This is a genomic window from Microvirga sp. HBU67558 (genome assembly GCF_018069605.1).
GTDB classification, from domain to species: Bacteria; Pseudomonadota; Alphaproteobacteria; order Rhizobiales; family Beijerinckiaceae; genus Microvirga; species Microvirga terrae.
Genome location: NZ_JAGPUP010000532.1, coordinates 1 through 16,728, shown reverse-complemented (window position 1 = coordinate 16,728; position 16,728 = coordinate 1). Strand labels below are relative to the sequence as shown.

Genomic DNA, 16,728 nt, shown 5'->3' with positions numbered 1-16,728 from the left:
AAATCGCGATGAAAAGAGCACTTCTTGCGACACTTACATTCCTGGCTCTTGCGGCGCCCGCATCTGCCCAGGGTTTCTCCCCGCAGGAGCTCGAGCAGCGCGCGTTCGAACGCCGCGCTGTCGAGGCGGCAATCTGGGGAATGCCGGCGGTCAACTACGACCTGATGCTACAGGAGATGCTGACCAAAACGTCGGGCAAGGTGAACCAAGTGGTGTATTGGGGCCGTCCGCCCGATTGGCGCAACCAGACGCTCACGCCCAATCCCGACACCCTCTACTTCATGGCATTTTTCGATACGCGCGAAGGGCCCATTGTCATCGACGTGCCGCCGGCAAACGGCGGGTCGCTCAACGGGAACATCGTCACGGCCTGGCAGATCCCGCTCGAAGATGCGGGGCTGCTGGGGGTCGACAAGGGTGCAGGCGCCAAGTTCGCGGTCCTGCCGCCGGGCTATTCGGGCCCCACACCTGAAGGGTTCGTGGCGCTGCGCTCGGACACGTATTCAGGCTACGGGCTGCTGCGGGTGAATCTTCCAAGCCAGAGCATTGCCGATGTGGCCAACTCCATCGAGTACGGCAGGAGGATCAAGGTTTATCCGCTTTCGCAAGCGGCCAATCCGCCGCCTACCGTCTTCACCGACGCAAAGGATATCCTGTTCGACTCCACGATTCGCTTCGACTCCACCTTCTTCGATCACCTCAACCGTGTGGTGCAGAGCGAGCCGTGGATCGCCCGTGACAAGGCAATGATCGATCAGCTCCGCGCGCTCGGCATCGAGAAGGGCAAGCCCTTCAAGCCCAGCCCGGAGATGCGCATCATGCTCGACGCCGCCGCCGTGGAGGCGAAGGCTTATCTTGAGGCGAAGTATGAGGCGGGATGGCCATCGTTCTATGAGCAGACCTATTGGCGTCCTGCCGCCATTCCGGAGCTCGCCAGGGCCCTGTCAGCGAACTTTGCCGAGTCGGACGCCTATCCGACCGATGCGCGAGGCATGATCTACACGTTGGGCTATGTCGGCATCAAACGCCTTGGCACCGGCCAGTTCTACCTTCTCACGATCAAGGACAAGAATGGGGAGCCCTTCGACGGCGCGCAGACATACAAGCTGACCGTGCCTCCGAACGCACCAGTCGACCAGTACTGGTCCGTGACCGTCTACGACAGGCAGACCCACGGGCTGGTGAGGAACATGGACCGCGGCAGTCGGGCATCGAACGCCGCCGAGGTACGGAAGAATACCGACGGCTCGGTCGACGTGTATTTCGGGCCGAGGGCGCCGGCCGGCAAAGAGACGAACTGGGTGCCGACAGATCCGAACCGCGACTTCGAGCTGATGTTCCGCGCCTACGCGCCGAAGAAGGAGTTCTTCGACAAGGCCTGGAAGCTGCCGGACGTCGAGAAGGTCGCGATCCAATGAGCGGCAGGAGCAATGCCATGTCCAGATGCGACCACGCTTTCGGTATCCTCGGCTTCGCTCTCGCGATCGGAACGTCGCCCGCGCTCGCAGAGGCACCGGCCAACGGGACGATCCCCGTCACGGTCGACAATTTCACCCGTGCGGAGACCGACCTCTACTTCGCCACCCCGGTCAAGCAGGCCGGCGGCACAGGCAAGTTCTACCATTATCGCGAGCCGATGCGGATCGATCAACAGACGGTCGTGCGGGCAAACCGCGACACGCTCTACTCCGCGGCGCTGATCGATCTCGACGCCGGGCCCGTGACGATCACGCTGCCGGATGCAGGCCGACGCTTCATATCTATGCAGGTCTTCAACCAGGATCACTACGTGGTCGGCGACGTCGTGTATCGCCCCGGCAGCTACAGCTTCGACAGGGAACGGGCCGGCACGCGGTATCTGATGATCGCCTTGCGCACGCTCGTGGATCCTGAAGATCCAAAGGACATCGAGCAGGTCCATGCGCTGCAGGATGCAGCGAGGCTCAGTCAGGCAGGTTCCGGCCGTTTCGAGGTGCCGGCTTGGGATCCGGCAAGTCAGAAGAAGGTGCGCGACGCTCTGCTGGTGCTCGCCTCAACCCTTCCCGACTTCAAGCGGGCGTTCGGCAGCAAGGATCAGGTGGACCCGGTCCGGCACCTGATCGGCACGGCGGCAGCGTGGGGCGGAAATCCCGACAAGGACGCGACCTATCTCAACGTCACGCCCGCCAGGAACGACGGCACGACAGTCTACAAGCTGAACGTGAAGGATGTTCCAGTCGACGCCTTCTGGTCGATCAGCGTCTACAACGCGGACGGGTACTTCCAGCTCAATCCGCAGAAGGCCTACTCGATCAACGACCTGACCGCAAAGAAGGATGGCGATGGCGCAATCGCCGTCCAGTTCGGGGGTTGCGACGGCCAGATCCCGAACTGTCTGCCGATCGTGAAGGGCTGGAACTACACGGTCCGCCTCTACCGCCCGCGCCCCGCGGTGCTTGACGGCTCATGGACGTTTCCGGAAGCCCTGCCGCTCCCTTGAGGCATCCCGAATAGGGATATCGAAGGACAACGAAGCATTTGGGAGAGGAGTTCGAACAATGACCTCTACGGCTTTCGATCCTGCTCCTGCGGTCCGCTCTCTGCAGGATCCCGCCAATCAGGACATGACCTGGATCGCCGGCGGCACGTTCCGGATGGGATCGGACCGGCACTATCCCGAGGAGGCTCCGGCTCACCGGGTCACCGTCGACGGCTTCTGGATCGACCGGACGCCGGTCACCAACCGGCAGTTCCGGGAATTCATCCGCGCCACCGGCCATGTGACCATGGCCGAGCGCAAGCCCAATCCGCAGGACTATCCAGGCGCCCTCCCCCACATGCTCAAGGCCGGGTCGCTGGTGTTCAAGTCACCAAAGGGGCCTGTCGACCTGCGGGACTGGAGCCAGTGGTGGAAGTTCCGCTTCGGGGCCAACTGGCGCCATCCGGCTGGTCCTGGGTCATCCATCGCCGGTCTCGACGACCACCCCGTCGTGCATGTGGCCTATGAGGACGCTACGGCCTATGCGCGCTGGGCCGGCAAGGACCTGCCGACGGAGGCCGAATGGGAATTCGCCGCGCGCGGTGGTCTCGACGGAGCCGAGTTCGCTTGGGGCGACGAGTTCACACCGGCCGGCCGGCATATGGCCAATACATGGCAGGGCGCCTTCCCGGCGCAGAACCTGGCAAGCGACGGCTACGAGCGGACTTCGCCCGTCACGGCCTTCCCGCCGAACGGCTATGGACTCTACGACATGGTCGGAAATGTCTGGGAGTGGACGAGAGACTGGTACACGCCCAAGCACCCCAATGATGCACCGAAGGCCTGCTGCATCCCCGAAAACCCGCGCGGCGGCCGTGAGGACGAAAGCTACGACCCCTGCCAGCCCGAGATCCGCATTCCGCGCAAGGTGCTGAAAGGCGGATCCCACCTCTGCGCGCCCAATTACTGCCGCCGCTACCGCCCGGCAGCACGGCATGCGCAGCCCGTCGACACCTCGTCCAGCCATATCGGTTTCCGGTGCGTGGCGCGAGACAAGGGGGCGACGTGATGGCCGAGACCGTCACACGAAGGCAGCTGATGCTGGCGCGGCTCGTTGTCATCCTGGCTTCCATCCTGGTGGTGCTGGGCCTTTTCCTGTACGGCCTCTCGGCAGATGTCAGCGATCGCGTCTGGCGCGACATCGCCTCCCGCCCCGGCGGACCCATGACCTTCCGCTTCATCCTCCAGCCTTGCATGGCGGCGATCGCGGCGTTCCACGATGGGGCGAAGGACGCACGGCTCGGCCGCTCGCCCTATCTTTGGTCGCTGCTGACGAGTCCGACCGAAAGCTCGGGCCGCCTTGGCGAAGGATTGATCGCCACTGCGCGGATCATCCTGCTCGGGCTGGCGATGGACGCCGTCTATCAAGCGACCGTACTGAAAACATTCTATCCGGGCGAGATGGTTCTCATCGCGATCCTGCTCGCCTTTCTTCCCTATGTGCTGCTGCGCGGGCCATTCGCCCGCCTCGTGCGGTGGTGGTCCCGTTCGATGTGACCTGGGCTTCCCTCAGAGCTGCTGCCCGGACGGAGGCGTAGATGCGTATGACAACCGGATGCAATCAGGGAGACGATCATGACCAAGAAGCCGTTTAAAGGCGTTATGAAGCTCGATGTCCGCGACTCCACGCCGGACTGGGAGCCGTTTACGCCAAACAAGGCACCGGCGGGATCACCGAACGTACTCGTCGTCTTGTACGACGACACCGGCCTTGCGGCATGGTCGCCGTTCGGCGGCGGCATCAACATGCCGACATTGCAGAGACTCGCCGACCGAGGACTGATGTACTCGCAGTGGCATACGACGGCGCTGTGCTCGCCAACCCGCTCGACCTTCCTGACCGGCCGCAATCACCATCTCAATGGCTGCTCCTGCATCACCGAAGCAGCGCAGGGCTTCCCCGGTTGGAGCGGCCGCATCCCTGACGAATGCGCCACCATCGGGCAGGTGCTTCAGGACGCCGGCTGGAGCACCTTCTGGCTCGGCAAGAACCACAACGTTCCCGAGCAGGACGTCGCCTCGGGAGCCAGCCGCTCGCAATGGCCGCTGAGCAAGGGTTTCGACCGCTACTACGGCTTCCTCGGCGGCGAGACCAACCAATGGTTCCCCGATCTCGCCGAGGACAACAGGTTCATCGACCAGCCCTATATGCCTGAAGAAGGCTACCACCTGTCGAAGGACCTGGCCGATCAGGCCCTCCAGATGATCCGCGACCAGAAGGCCAGCAGCCCCTCGAAGCCCTGGTACATGTGGTTCTGCCCGGGCGCGAACCATGCCCCGCATCATGCGCCCAAGGAATACATCGAGAAGTATAAGGGCAAGTTCGATTCAGGATACGAAGCGTACCGCGAATGGGTGCTGCCCCGCATGATCGAAAAGGGCCTGCTGCCGAAGGACACCAAGCTCACCCCGATCAACCCGCTGCCGGAGGGCGTGGCTGACCCGGCCGATGGAGTCCGTCCCTGGGACACGCTGAACGCGGACGAGAAGCGGCTGTTCTCCCGCATGGCCGAGGTTTTCGCCGGCTTCTCCGAGTACACCGACGCTCAGGTCGGCCGCATCATCGACTACCTTGAACAGAGCGGCCAACTCGACAATACGCTGGTGCTCTACTGCGCTGACAACGGCACCTCGGGAGAGGGCAGCCCGAACGGCTCGGTGAACGAGAACAAGTTCTTCAACAACTATCCGGACGAGCTCGCTGAGAACATGAAGTATCTCGACGTCCTCGGCAGCCCGGAAACCTACGGTCACTTCCCGACCGGCTGGGCGGTGGCATTCTCGACTCCGTTCCAAATGTTCAAGCGCTATTCGGAATATTCCGGCGGCACCTGCTGCCCGCTGGTGATCTCCTGGCCGAAGGGAATCAAGGCCCGGGGCGAGGTACGCAACCAGTATCACCACTCGACCGACATCGTACCGACAATCCTCGACGTCTGCGGGCTGGAGATGCCCAAGGTCTACCGGGGCGTCGAGCAGTACCCCCTGTCCGGCGTCTCAATGCGATATACGTTCGACGCCGAACCGGACGGCAAGACGAGGAAGGAGCGGCAATACTACGCCATGTTCGGCACGCGAGGCATCTGGGAGGATGGCTGGAAGGCATCTTCGCTGCATGCTCCGTTCGCCGGCAAGGGGCGGTACAAGCAGGATCAGTGGCAGCTCTACAACGTCGACGTTGACCGCTCCGAGTCGACGGACCTTGCCCAGCAGCATCCGGACAGGCTCCAGGCGCTGATTAAGGTCTGGCACAACGAAGCCGACAAGAACTTCGTCCTGCCGCTGGAAGACAGGAGTCCGGCGGAGATCCTGGGCGTGGAGCGACCTGCCGAGGAGGCGCCGCGCGAGCGGTACATCTACTATCCCGGCACGTCACCTGTGCCCGAGGGCGTCGCGGTCAACGTGCGCGGGCGCTCTTACAAGATCCTGGCCGATGTCGAGATCACCGACCCCGACTGCTCAGGCGTGATCTTCGCCCACGGGTCACGGTTCGGCGGCCATGCGCTCTTCATCAAGGACCGCAAGCTGCACTACGTCTACAACTTCCTCGGCATCAAGCCGGAGCAAAAGCTCGTCTCGGGCGAGCTCAAGCCCGGGAAGTACACGCTGGGCATGGAGTTCATCCGGGAGAAAGCCGGCCCGCACGGTGAGTCGCTCGGCAAGGCGACCCTTTACGTGAACGAGAACATCGTCGCACAGGGCGGGATGCGCACGCAGCTCGGCAAGTTCACGCTGAGCGGCGACGGCCTGTGCATCGGGCGCGACAGCGGCGACGCCGTCAGCGAAGCGTACACGGCGCCGGGAGCCTTCACGGGCGGGACGATCCTCTTCGTCGCCGTCACGGTCGAGGCGGCACAATACCTCGATCTTGAGAAGCTGGCCGCCGCGGCCCTTGCCGTCGACTGAATGCACTCGACTCAACTGCCGGGCGGTGCCTCAGCCAGCACCGCCCGGTGCCATCGGGAGACCAGACGAGATGAAGTCCGTCACAGCAAAGTCCGACCCCGACAAGATCTCCGTCGAGCTGTCCTCGCGACGGACCGGCATGTCATTTCAACGCACGCGCATGAGCGCCGATCGAACCCTCATGTCCGTGATCCGCACCTCGCTGTCGCTGATCAGCTTCGGCTTCACGATCTATCAGGTCTTCGAGAAACTTCGAGAGGCGGGAACGATTGCGCATGCCGCCGCTCCTCGCAACTTCGGGGTTGCACTCGTGCTTCTCGGCATTGCGATGCTCGTCACTGGCATCGTCTATCATGTGCAGTTCATGGTCGGTCTCCGCCAAGAACGCAAGGTGATGACCGAGTATGGCCTTATTCACGGCGAGAGCCACTTTCCTGTTTCTCTGACGCTAATCACTGCCATCGTTCTGCTCATCATAGGCGTGGCCGCCGTCATCAGCATGCTTTTCCAGGTCGGGCCATTCGGTTGAGGAGGTGCCAGCCCGACTGATCCAATCACCTTCACATTCAGGGAGCCAGACATGGCGCAGCAACCGAAGAAGCAGAACGGCAAGCCGAACATCCTCGTCATTTGGGGGGACGACATCGGCATCTCGAACCTGAGTTGCTACTCGCATGGGCTGATGGGATACAGGACGCCCAATATCGACCGTCTTGCCAAGGAAGGGATGATGTTCACCGACTCTTACGGGGAACAGTCATGCACGGCCGGCCGGTCAGCTTTCATCACCGGACAGAGCGTCTACCGTACCGGCCTGTCCAAGGTCGGTATCCCGGCCGCGCCCATCGGCATGAACGAGAAGATCGTTACCATTGCGGCCCTGCTCAAGGAACAGGGCTACGCCACGGGCCAGTTCGGCAAGAACCACCTCGGCGACCTCAACCACATGCTGCCGACCAACCACGGCTTCGACGAATTCTTCGGCAATCTCTACCACCTCAATGCCGAGGAGGAGCCGGAGATGGAGGACTACCCATCGGAGAATGACTTTCCGAACTTCCGCAAGAACTTCGGCCCGCGCGGCGTCATCCATTCCTGGGCAACGAACGAGGACGATGCAACCGAGATGCCACGCTGGGGCAAGGTCGGCAAGCAGAGGATCGAGGACACCGGTCCCCTGACGAAGAAGCGCATGGAGACCTGCGACGATGAGTTCGTGGCCGCAGCCAAGGACTTCATGAAACGCCAGAGCGATGCAGGAAAGCCTTGGTTCGTCTGGCTCAACACCACGCACATGCACCTGTTCACCCATCCCAAGCCAGAGAGCAAGGGCCAGGCCGGGCGCTGGCAGTCGGACTATCACGACACAATGGTCGACCATGACAAGCTCGTGGGTGAGGTCCTTGACTACCTCGACGAGCTCGGGATCGCCGACGACACCTTCGTGCAGTACTCGACAGACAACGGCCCGCACCGGAACACATGGCCGGACGGCGGCACGACGCCGTTTCGCAGCGAAAAGAACACCAACTGGGAAGGTGCATTCCGCGTGCCGATGCTCGTGCGCTGGCCGGGACGTGTCGAGCCGGGTTCGATCAGCAACGGCATCGTGCAGCATCACGACTGGTTGCCGACGTTCCTGGCCATGGCCGGTGCATCCGACGTGGTCGACAAGCTTAAGGCCGGATACGAGGCCATAGGGCGGACCTACAGGAACCATATCGACGGCTTCAATCTGCTGCCGTTCCTCACGGGAGAGGCAAAGGAGAGCCCGCGCAACTTCTACTTCTACTTCAGCGATGACGGCGACATGCTCGCTCTGCGCTATGACAACTGGAAGCTCGTTTTCATGGAACAGCGCATGCAGGGAACATTGGGTGTGTGGGCAGAGCCGTTTGTCCGGCTGCGGCTGCCCAAGATCTTCAATCTCCGCACCGATCCCTACGAGTTCGCTCCGGTCACCTCGAACACCTACTACGACTGGATGCTGCACAACGCCTACTTCGTTTATGCAGCCCAGGCGGCTGCGGCGAAGTTCGCCGAGACCTTCAAGGAGTTTCCGGCGGTTCAGAAGCCGAACACTTTCACCATCGATGATGCCTTGGCGAAGATGTCGGAGTCTGCGAGCGGCGACTGAATGAACCTGGCCGAGCGGCAGGACCGCCGCCCGGCCACAGCATCAGCGAGGTCTGAGCATGGCGGATCAACCGCTTCCATCCTGGAACGAAGGCCCAGCGAGGTCCGCCATTCTCGACTTTGTCGCACGCGTGACAGTGGAGGGTGGACCGGATTATGTGCCGCCCTCTGAACGTATAGCGACCTTCGACAATGACGGAACTCTCTGGTGCGAGCAGCCGCTTCAGAGCCAGTTCTTTTTCGCCTTCGACCGGCTGGAAGAGCTTGCGAGGAAGGATCCAACCCTGCGCGAGCGGCAGCCCTACAAGGCCTTCCTTGAGCGGGACATTGCCGCCATTCATTCCCTTGGCAAGCAGGCTGCGTTCGAGGTGGCCTTCGCGACTCATTCCGGGATGACGGCCGACGCGTTCGCGACCATCGCTCGAAACTGGTTGATGACGGCCCGGCATCCGAAACTCGGGGTTCCTTTCACCCAATGCGTCTACCGACCTCAGATCGAGCTCCTGTCCTATCTGCGGGCAAACGGCTTCAAGATTTTCATCGTCTCGGGCGGTGGCATCGAGTTAATCCGGGCCTTCGCCGAGGATAATTATGGTGTCCCGCCCGAGCAGGTCATCGGGTCGAGTGTTCGGCTCCGCTTCGAAGGCAGCGGAGGGCGCGCCGACCTGGTGCGACTGTCGGAACTCAACAGTTTCGACGACCGCGAGGTGAAGCCGGCCAACATCGCCCCGCACATCGGCCGGCGCCCGATCCTGGCCTTCGGCAATTCCGATGGGGATCTCGCGATGCTGCGCTACACGCTCGCCGGCAATGGACAGCGTCTCGCCCTGCTGCTGCACCATGACGATGAAGAGCGGGAGTTCGCCTACGACCGCGAGTTCAGGCTGAGCCCTCTGGTCGAAGCGCTGGATAAGGCCGCGGAGTACGGAATTACCGTGGTTGGGATGAAGCGATCCTGGAAGACCGTCTTTCCGGATGGGCCACCCCCTTCTTAATCACAGACGGAGGTGACGATGAGGGAATGGCTGATCGCCATCACGGAATACGCAGTCGCGGTGATCGATGCGATGGCCCTCGTTATCGTCTTGTTCGGCACCATCGAAGCCTTTGTCTCCGGTCTGCGCATGATGTTTGCGGGAAGCGTCACGAACATCCAGAGGCGGGAGATCTGGCTGCGCTACGCCCGCGTGCTGGTCGCCGGGCTGACCTTTCAGCTCGGGGCGGACATCATCGAGACATCGATCACAAACGACTGGGAAGCGGTTGGCCGTCTCGGCGCCATCGCGGTGATCCGCACCTTTCTCAACTACTTCCTGGAACGTGACCTGACCGAGATCCGTGAACTCCAACACGAACGGACCGCAGAGCGGGCGAAGGAATCGGGAGGAGCCTAGGATGAATCGTCGGCAAGTTCTCTCCCTGTTCGCAATGGGCCTGATTGCCTTCTGGCTGCCGCTGATGAAGCCCCAGTCGCAAGTTCCCGTGCCCGACCCGCTTCCATCCTGGAACGGCGGGGCCGCCAAACAGGCCATCATCGACTTCGTAGAGCGGGCGACCCAGGGGCGCGGGTCCGACTTCGTGCCGGTCGAAGCATCATCGCCGGGGACCTGCGGGCTCTCCTGACCGCGGGCGAGAAAGATCTGCTGGAGATCATGACCGTGACCCACTCGGGAATCATCACGGTCGAATTCGACAAGGCTGTCAGGGACTGGCTTGCGACGGCACGCCACTCGACGAAGGATCGCCTCTCTACCGACCTCGCCTAGCTGCCTCAGATCGCGCTTCTCAGACACCTGCGGTCGAATGGTTTCAAGACCTTCATCGTGTCAGGCGGCGGCATCGGTGCCAGGCAAGTTTCCGTTGCGAATCGAGCGCATTCCATAAGAACTGAGCTCCCCGCGTCTTTAGAATATCCGGTTCGATGAGGATTCCAGATTCTGGCCTCGAGCCTTCCCATTGCCGTTTCCGCTCGCACCGTGCAAAGCCCTTGTCGGAATGCTACAAGGTTTAGATCCAGAGCTTCCTGGATCCTCAGAGCGAGCATATGTCTGATTTGGCAGCCCGGAGTATCGGCTTTGCGTCCAGGACCTTGGAGGGGCTTCAATCGCTTTGGTCCCTCAGGAACTCACAAGTTCGTCTTCAGGCGAGCATCCGTCAGGCAGAGCTCGAAGGCCTCCAGTTCGCCTTCTACGCTCGCCTGACCGCGATCATCGTTGTTTCGGTCTGGCTGATCTGGCTCGTACCGTGGCCACGCGATCTCTACTACGGAGCCTACGCCTTCGGGTTCTTCTTCCTGGGCTACGTTCCGTACCGCCTGCGGCACCATCGTCATGGCGAGGCACTCAAGCTCGGCTTTATCATCCTCGATGTGGCCTTGGTGACCGCCGCGATCGTTGTCCCGCCGCCGGCCAGTCTCGGCGGCGAGTGGCCGATCCAGACCCGCCTCCGTGGGCAGGAATTCCTCTACGTTCTCCTTCTCCTCGGCGAGGCTGCTCTCACCTACTCCCCGAGAAGGGTGCTCTGGACGGGTGTATCGATCCTCGTCATCTGGTCGATTGGCGTCTTCATGATCTACTCCCTGCCGGACACTCTACGGTTCAACGATGCGGCTACGGAGGGCGCGCTCACGTCAGTCGCGGTCCTGGATCTCTCCTTCAGGCCGACCTTTGTCGGTCTGACGGCCTGGTACACCCAGCTTGTTGCGACCTCCCTGTTCACCCTGCTCATCACCCTTGCCGTCTGGCGCAGCCGAAGGACACTGTTGAACCAGGTCGAGGCCGAGGTCGTGCGCGCGGATCTCGCTCGCTACGTCTCTCCGGACGTGGCCGAAGCTCTCGCCAGCCGTGGCGGGACCGCGTTCGGAGAGCCGGCGACAAGGACGGTGGCCGTCCTGTTTGCAGACATCGTCGGCTTCACCAGGCTTACTGAGACCCTCTCGCCCGAGCGTACGTTTGCCCTGCTGCGCAGTTTCCAGGAGCGGAGTAGCGCCATCGTGTTCAAGCATGGCGGGACGCTCGACAAGTACCTCGGCGACGGCTTCATGGCGACCTTCGGCTCCATCGGCCTGCAACCGGACGCGCCAGCCCGCGCGCTCGCGTGCGCCTTCGAACTCCAGCAGGAGATCGAGCGCTGGAGCCGAAAAAGGTCCGGGCGCGGCGCGGATCCGCTGCGTGTCTCGGTCGGAGTCCATTGCGGTCCGGTGACGGTAGGCAATCTCGGCGGCAGGGAACGCATCGAGTTTACCGTCGTGGGAGACGTCGTGAACGTAGCCAGCAGGCTCGAGGAGGTGACGCGCGACATTGGCGGCTCGATCATCGCGTCGGAGGATTGCATACGCGCCGCAGCAGATCTGGGATGGCTGAAGAGATTCCAATCCTCCCGCCAAGTTCACTTGCGCGGCAGGCAGCAAGGCATCCTCGTTCACATCGCCACGTGACAGATAAGGCTTACATCCTGGCGAGTTTGATACACCCACCGTGCTGAAATCGGTTGAGCAATCGGTCGATGCCGATCACCCGTCGGGTCAGCCGCGGGGCAGGTGACACATCGCGCCGCTGCCGAGCCGCCCCATTCTGGGCTTAAAGTCAGAGTTAGTAGTCTGCAAACAGAACGAACGGGTCGAGCGCCGTAAGTCCCTGCTCGTTCGGCGGAAACTGCTCGAGGAACCGCGCGACCTCGCGGAACGCAAGATCGCCCAGGAAAGTCTGGGATAGACGCTGCCCGACCTCGGGAACACCGAGCCCTTCTGCCTCGAAGGCGGCGAGCACAGGCACAAGGTCGACCTTGCCCTCCTCGACCCGTGCAACATTGGTGAGGATTTCCGGTGCAATGTCTAGCCTGTCGCGACCCTTCCCGAAGTCGAGCGCGATCACGGTATCCCGCGCACCATTTCCGACGATCTCCTGGCCAATGAAGAAGGTGTCGTTCCCGGCGCCACCGAAGTGGATGCCGAGCCTCTCCCCGGTATCGGTCAGGTCATTGCCCTGATTGCCGAGCGCGTAGTCCGCACCCTTGCCGGTGCGGATCACATCCTCGCGGAAGTTCCCCCACAGGGAGTCGGCCCCATCTCCGCCCAAAAGGCGGTCACGGCCGAAGCGGCCATTCACGACAATGTCGTCGCCATAGGTCCGGACGACGTCTCTGCCGAAGCCGAGATCGACCGTGACCTCGTCGGCGCGCACCCGAACGGTGTCACGACCAAAGCCTGTGAATACGACGCTGCCGTCCTCGTCGATGGTTACTCTGTCATTCCCGAAGGACCCGAAAGCCCAAGGGTCCAGCCCAAGGTCGTAATGGTAAAACATCGCTGAAATCCTCGAGCAAAGGGATGCAGTTGCCAAAGGCAAGCGACCCTAGAGGGTCGCTGTACTGCGCGTTCTACCGCACGAGTGGCGCACGCGGTCGTTGCGCCACTCGATCACGACTAGGTGATCCTGTGCCGCGAGAAGGCGGATGGTGGTGCTCCACCATCCGAGCGTTCGGCAGGTCTTACGACCTCGGCATGATTACGCTGTCAATCACATGAATGACGCCGTTCGACGCGTTCACGTCAGCCTGAGTCACAACCGCCTCATTGACCTTGACGGCATTGCCGCTGGCATCGATCCGCACGGCTGTACCCTCCACGGTCTGGGCACTGGTCGTCTTGCCCTTGAGATCACCGGATTTCACGTTCCCAGCCACGACGTGATAGGTCAGTACCTTCTGCAGCTGAGCCTTGTTCTCGGGCTTCAGGAGGTTCTCAACCGTTCCGGCTGGGAGCTTCTTGAAGGCCTCGTCCGTGGGGGCAAACACGGTGTACGGCCCCTGCCCCTTGAGCGTATCGACGAGGCCAGCGGCTTGCAGCGCGGCCGTGAGGGTCTTGAAGTTGCCGTTGGTCACCGCAGTTTCGACGATATCCGCCGCAGCAGCCGGAGACGCCGTCGCAAGCATGGCAATTACGGCATAGGCTCGATATGTTGCAGTCATTGCTTTCTCCCTGTCCTAGTGGCTGTGCCCTTGGCGTTCACCAGCACCAGCTAGGATTGGTATGAGGGGGAGCGTGCCCATTGTTCATCGGGAGTTTCCTGAGGAGACCCGGAAAATCTCCGTAGGCGGAGCGCTTTCCCTTGTACTGCCGGGAAAAGACCGCAAGCATTGAAGATCGTTCCTCTTCGTCGACCTGCAGCCAAGGTTGAGGCCAATATGGATAATCCCAAACCAAGCCCGATCCCATCGACAGTTCCCCAATCTCCCCGCGCGGCGCGGCGGACCAAGCCTCGGACGAGGCGCGCTCGCCGACTGCCGACCTTGATCGCGCCCGGTGTGGAGGCAGAGACCCTGCTGCGCTCGACGCTGGATGCCCTGTCGGCCCATATCGCCGTGCTGGATGAGGTGGGCACCATCATTGCGGTCAATCAGGCTTGGCGAACTTTTGCCCACGCCTCCGGCTATGCCGACGAGAACCATGGGGTTGGAATGAACTACCTCGCCGTCTGTGAGACGGCCGCACCCCTGTCAAAGGAGGCTGCGAGGACTGCGCAGGCCCTACGGGAGATCATGGCAGGCGTCCGCGCCGAGTTCCGTATGGAGTATCCTTGCCGCAGTCCCGAGGGACCACGTTGGTTCCAGGTCCGCGTGACGCGACCGGATCAGGCGCCAACACGCCGGATCGTGATCGCGCATGAGGACATCACCGAGGTCAAACGCACGCAGCAGGAACTGGCCCGGTTGAGCGGTCGCCTCATGCATCTGCAGGACGAGGAACGGCGAGCCATCGCGCGTGAACTGCACGATACAACGGCCCAGAACCTTCTTGCCATCACATTGAATACCTCCCGCCTGCGTGGACAACTCGACCACGTGGAGGAGCCCGTCCATCGCATTCTTGAGGAGACGTTCGACCTGGCGGAACAGAGTCTTCAGGAGGTTCGCACGTTGTCCTACCTGCTCCACCCTCCGCTCCTCGATGACATCGGGCTCGTGGCTGCCTTGAGCTGGCTCGCGAGAGGGTTCTCCGAGCGGAGCGGCGTCCAAGTCGATATCAGCATCGATGATGGAGCCGCCCCTTCCTCACAGCCTGTCGCCACCGCCCTGTTTCGGGTCGCCCAGGAAGCACTCTCCAACGTCCACCGGCACTCCGGCAGTAAGAGGGCGCGGCTCGCGCTCTACCAAACAGACGACAACGTTCGGCTCGACATTGTTGATGCCGGCATCGGGCTCAAAGCTCCCGCGCATGCGAATGGAGAGGAGACCCGGTTGATCGGCATCGGGATCTCGGGAATGCGCTTGCGTCTGGAGCAACTCGGCGGTCAGTTGGAGATCAAGTCAGGCCCCTCGGGGACCCGGGTGAGCGCCAGCCTGCCCATTCAATCAATCAGTCCGGATGATTGCCCACCAAACGAACGACCCAGACTGCATACTAATGGGCTCTGAGGAAGTGCCATGCTGCGCATTCTTCTTGCTGACGACCATGACATCGTCCGGCGCGGGCTCAAGGATCTCCTGGAGCAGCACATGACATGGCAGGTCTGCGCCGAGGCGTCCAATGGCCGAGAGGCGGTCGACCTCGCCTTTCAGCATCGACCCCATGTCGCGGTGATCGATCTGTCCATGCCAGAGCTCAATGGCCTGGAAGCGACCCGCCGTATTCGCCAGAGCCTGCCGAACACCGAGGTTTTGATCTTCACGATGCACGAGAGTGAGGAGTTGATCCGCGAGGTGCTAGAGGCTGGGGCCCGAGGTTACCTGCTCAAATCCGATGCGGTCCGGCAGCTGATCCCGGCTGTGGAAAGCCTGTCGCAAAAAAAACCTTTCTTTATCGGGCGTGTGTCGGAGGTTGTTCTGGACGGCTTTCTCAAAGGCGGACCGGCGATACCGGCTCATCCCACGACCGAGCGGCTGACCTCACGCGAACGCGAGATCGTCCAGCTTCTAGCTGAAGGCAAGAGCAACAAGCAGATTGCGCGTCTTCTGGATCTCAGCGTCAAGACGGTGGAGACCCACCGGACAGCTGCGATGCGGAAGCTGGAACTCAATTCGCTGCCTGACCTGGTCCGGTACGCGATCAGGATGCAGATCATCCAAGCCTAAATCGCGGGCGCAATAAATTGGTGACTCTCATGCGTCCACCTTCAGGATCCTTGCATTTGCCCAGTCTCGAGCGGCCGGCTCGAGCGCTCGTGATCGGCGCGTCCGGCGGCATCGGATCGGCCGTCACAGATCTTCTTGCGTCAGACGGGTTCGAAACCGTTCATGCGCTGTCCCGATCGGGCGCTGGCCGAAGCCTGGCTGGAGTGCGGGCGGGACGGATCGACATCGACAACGAGGCGAGCATTGCCGCCGCAGCCGAGCGACTCGTCGAAGGCGCTCCGCTGCGCTTCATCCTGGTGGCAACAGGCCTGCTTCACGATGCCACCCTCCAGCCCGAGAAAACCTATCGGGCCCTCGATCCAGAGCAGCTCCTCCGCAGCTTCCGAATCAATGCGATCGGCCCTGCCCTCATCGGAAAGCATATGCTCCCGCTCCTGCCGAAAGTCGGCAAGAGCGTCTTTGCTGTCCTCTCGGCGCGTGTCGGCAGCATCGAAGACAACCGGCTTGGCGGCTGGTACGGCTACCGGGCGTCGAAGGCGGCCCTGAACCAGCTGGTGCGAACCTTTGCGATTGAACTCGGCCGCCAGACGCGGGACGCCGTCTGTGTCGCTCTCCACCCTGGAACGGTCGATACAGCTCTGAGCCATCCCTTCCAAGCCGGGCTCGCGGTCGACCAGGTGTTCTCCCCGCTGTATTCGGCCAAGCGCCTGCTTGCTGTCACAGATGCCCTGACGGCCGCGCACACTGGTCAGTTCTTTGCCTGGGATGGACAACCGATACGCTTTTAAGAAGGAAGCGTGTGTTGCACGATCGTTCCCGATGGCGCGTGCCCAACTTCTCAATCGTGTCCCGATCCCCGTTCCTTGGCCCTTTCGGAGAGATATCCGTCCCGCCCGAACGCATACAGGCGATCTCATCCGCGCGAGCCAACGAAGGAACCTCCGCACGGAGCTGAAGAGTACGGGACGGCAGATGAAACAAAGGTTCGCTCCGTGCCTCACGTTCGGACCAAAACCATTCTTCCGGGGAGTGCTAGGGCGTGTTGTCGCTTGAACTGATTGGATCGACTTGCGTTTTGCTCCTCCGCGATGAGGAGG

16 protein-coding genes are annotated in these 16,728 nt (G+C 62.0%); 14 read left to right on the top strand and 2 right to left on the bottom strand.

Going from position 1 to position 16,728, the window contains the following annotated elements:
* Positions 1–8 precede the first annotated feature (8 nt).
* The 11 genes from KBI52_RS18245 (at position 9) to KBI52_RS18195 (ending at position 11,996) form a co-directional block, all read left to right on the top strand.
* Complete coding sequence (locus KBI52_RS18245; RefSeq protein WP_210809694.1) at positions 9–1,418, top strand: DUF1254 domain-containing protein; 1,410 nt, start codon at positions 9–11, stop codon at positions 1,416–1,418.
* Between the two features lie 17 nt (positions 1,419–1,435).
* A complete protein-coding gene (locus tag KBI52_RS18240; RefSeq protein ID WP_210809683.1) occupies positions 1,436–2,479 on the top strand; it encodes a DUF1254 domain-containing protein in 1,044 nt (347 codons plus the stop codon).
* A gap of 58 nt (positions 2,480–2,537) precedes the next feature.
* On the top strand, positions 2,538–3,527 hold the full coding sequence (locus KBI52_RS18235; RefSeq protein ID WP_210809675.1) for a formylglycine-generating enzyme family protein: 990 nt from the start codon (positions 2,538–2,540) through the stop codon (positions 3,525–3,527).
* Positions 3,527–4,015 carry a hypothetical protein gene (locus tag KBI52_RS18230; protein ID WP_210809665.1) on the top strand — a complete coding sequence of 163 codons (489 nt, stop codon included), beginning with the start codon at positions 3,527–3,529 and terminating at the stop codon, positions 4,013–4,015. Before KBI52_RS18235 ends, KBI52_RS18230 begins: the two co-directional genes overlap by 1 nt.
* A gap of 78 nt (positions 4,016–4,093) precedes the next feature.
* A complete protein-coding gene (locus tag KBI52_RS18225) occupies positions 4,094–6,424 on the top strand; it encodes an arylsulfatase (RefSeq protein ID WP_210809607.1) in 2,331 nt (776 codons plus the stop codon).
* A gap of 139 nt (positions 6,425–6,563) precedes the next feature.
* Positions 6,564–6,953 (top strand): YidH family protein, encoded by a 390-nt coding sequence (locus KBI52_RS18220; protein ID WP_173947350.1) that lies wholly within the window; start codon positions 6,564–6,566, stop codon positions 6,951–6,953.
* Between the two features lie 51 nt (positions 6,954–7,004).
* Entirely contained in the window at positions 7,005–8,561 is a 1,557-nt protein-coding gene (locus KBI52_RS18215) for an arylsulfatase (protein ID WP_173947319.1), read from the top strand.
* A 58-nt stretch (positions 8,562–8,619) separates the two neighbouring features.
* On the top strand, positions 8,620–9,555 hold the full coding sequence (locus KBI52_RS18210) for an HAD family phosphatase (RefSeq protein ID WP_210809596.1): 936 nt from the start codon (positions 8,620–8,622) through the stop codon (positions 9,553–9,555).
* 18 nt (positions 9,556–9,573) lie between these two features.
* Positions 9,574–9,954 (top strand): DUF1622 domain-containing protein, encoded by a 381-nt coding sequence (locus tag KBI52_RS18205; protein ID WP_210809585.1) that lies wholly within the window; start codon positions 9,574–9,576, stop codon positions 9,952–9,954.
* 1 nt (position 9,955) lies between these two features.
* Positions 9,956–10,183: a hypothetical protein gene (locus tag KBI52_RS18200; RefSeq protein WP_210809572.1), complete on the top strand. Its 228-nt coding sequence runs from the start codon at positions 9,956–9,958 to the stop codon at positions 10,181–10,183.
* Positions 10,184–10,604: 421 nt separating this feature from the next.
* Positions 10,605–11,996, top strand: a complete 1,392-nt coding sequence (locus tag KBI52_RS18195) for an adenylate/guanylate cyclase domain-containing protein (protein ID WP_173947315.1) — start codon at positions 10,605–10,607, stop codon at positions 11,994–11,996.
* A gap of 154 nt (positions 11,997–12,150) precedes the next feature.
* Here KBI52_RS18195 and KBI52_RS18190 read toward each other — a convergent pair whose 3' ends face one another.
* Positions 12,151–12,864: a calcium-binding protein gene (locus KBI52_RS18190; protein ID WP_210809562.1), complete on the bottom strand. Its 714-nt coding sequence runs from the start codon at positions 12,862–12,864 to the stop codon at positions 12,151–12,153.
* Between the two features lie 184 nt (positions 12,865–13,048).
* A complete protein-coding gene (locus KBI52_RS18185; protein ID WP_173947313.1) occupies positions 13,049–13,528 on the bottom strand; it encodes a fasciclin domain-containing protein in 480 nt (159 codons plus the stop codon).
* A gap of 321 nt (positions 13,529–13,849) precedes the next feature.
* Here KBI52_RS18185 and KBI52_RS18180 point away from each other — a divergent pair, with 321 nt between their 5' ends.
* Genes KBI52_RS18180 through KBI52_RS18170 form a run of 3 tightly spaced genes read left to right on the top strand, consistent with a single transcriptional unit; the run spans position 13,850 to position 16,419 of the window.
* Positions 13,850–14,974: a PAS domain-containing sensor histidine kinase gene (locus KBI52_RS18180; protein WP_210809539.1), complete on the top strand. Its 1,125-nt coding sequence runs from the start codon at positions 13,850–13,852 to the stop codon at positions 14,972–14,974.
* 9 nt (positions 14,975–14,983) lie between these two features.
* Positions 14,984–15,631, top strand: coding sequence for a response regulator transcription factor (locus KBI52_RS18175; protein ID WP_173947311.1), 648 nt, complete (start codon positions 14,984–14,986; stop codon positions 15,629–15,631).
* Between the two features lie 56 nt (positions 15,632–15,687).
* Positions 15,688–16,419 (top strand): SDR family NAD(P)-dependent oxidoreductase, encoded by a 732-nt coding sequence (locus KBI52_RS18170; RefSeq protein WP_247654482.1) that lies wholly within the window; start codon positions 15,688–15,690, stop codon positions 16,417–16,419.
* Positions 16,420–16,728: the final 309 nt, after the last annotated feature.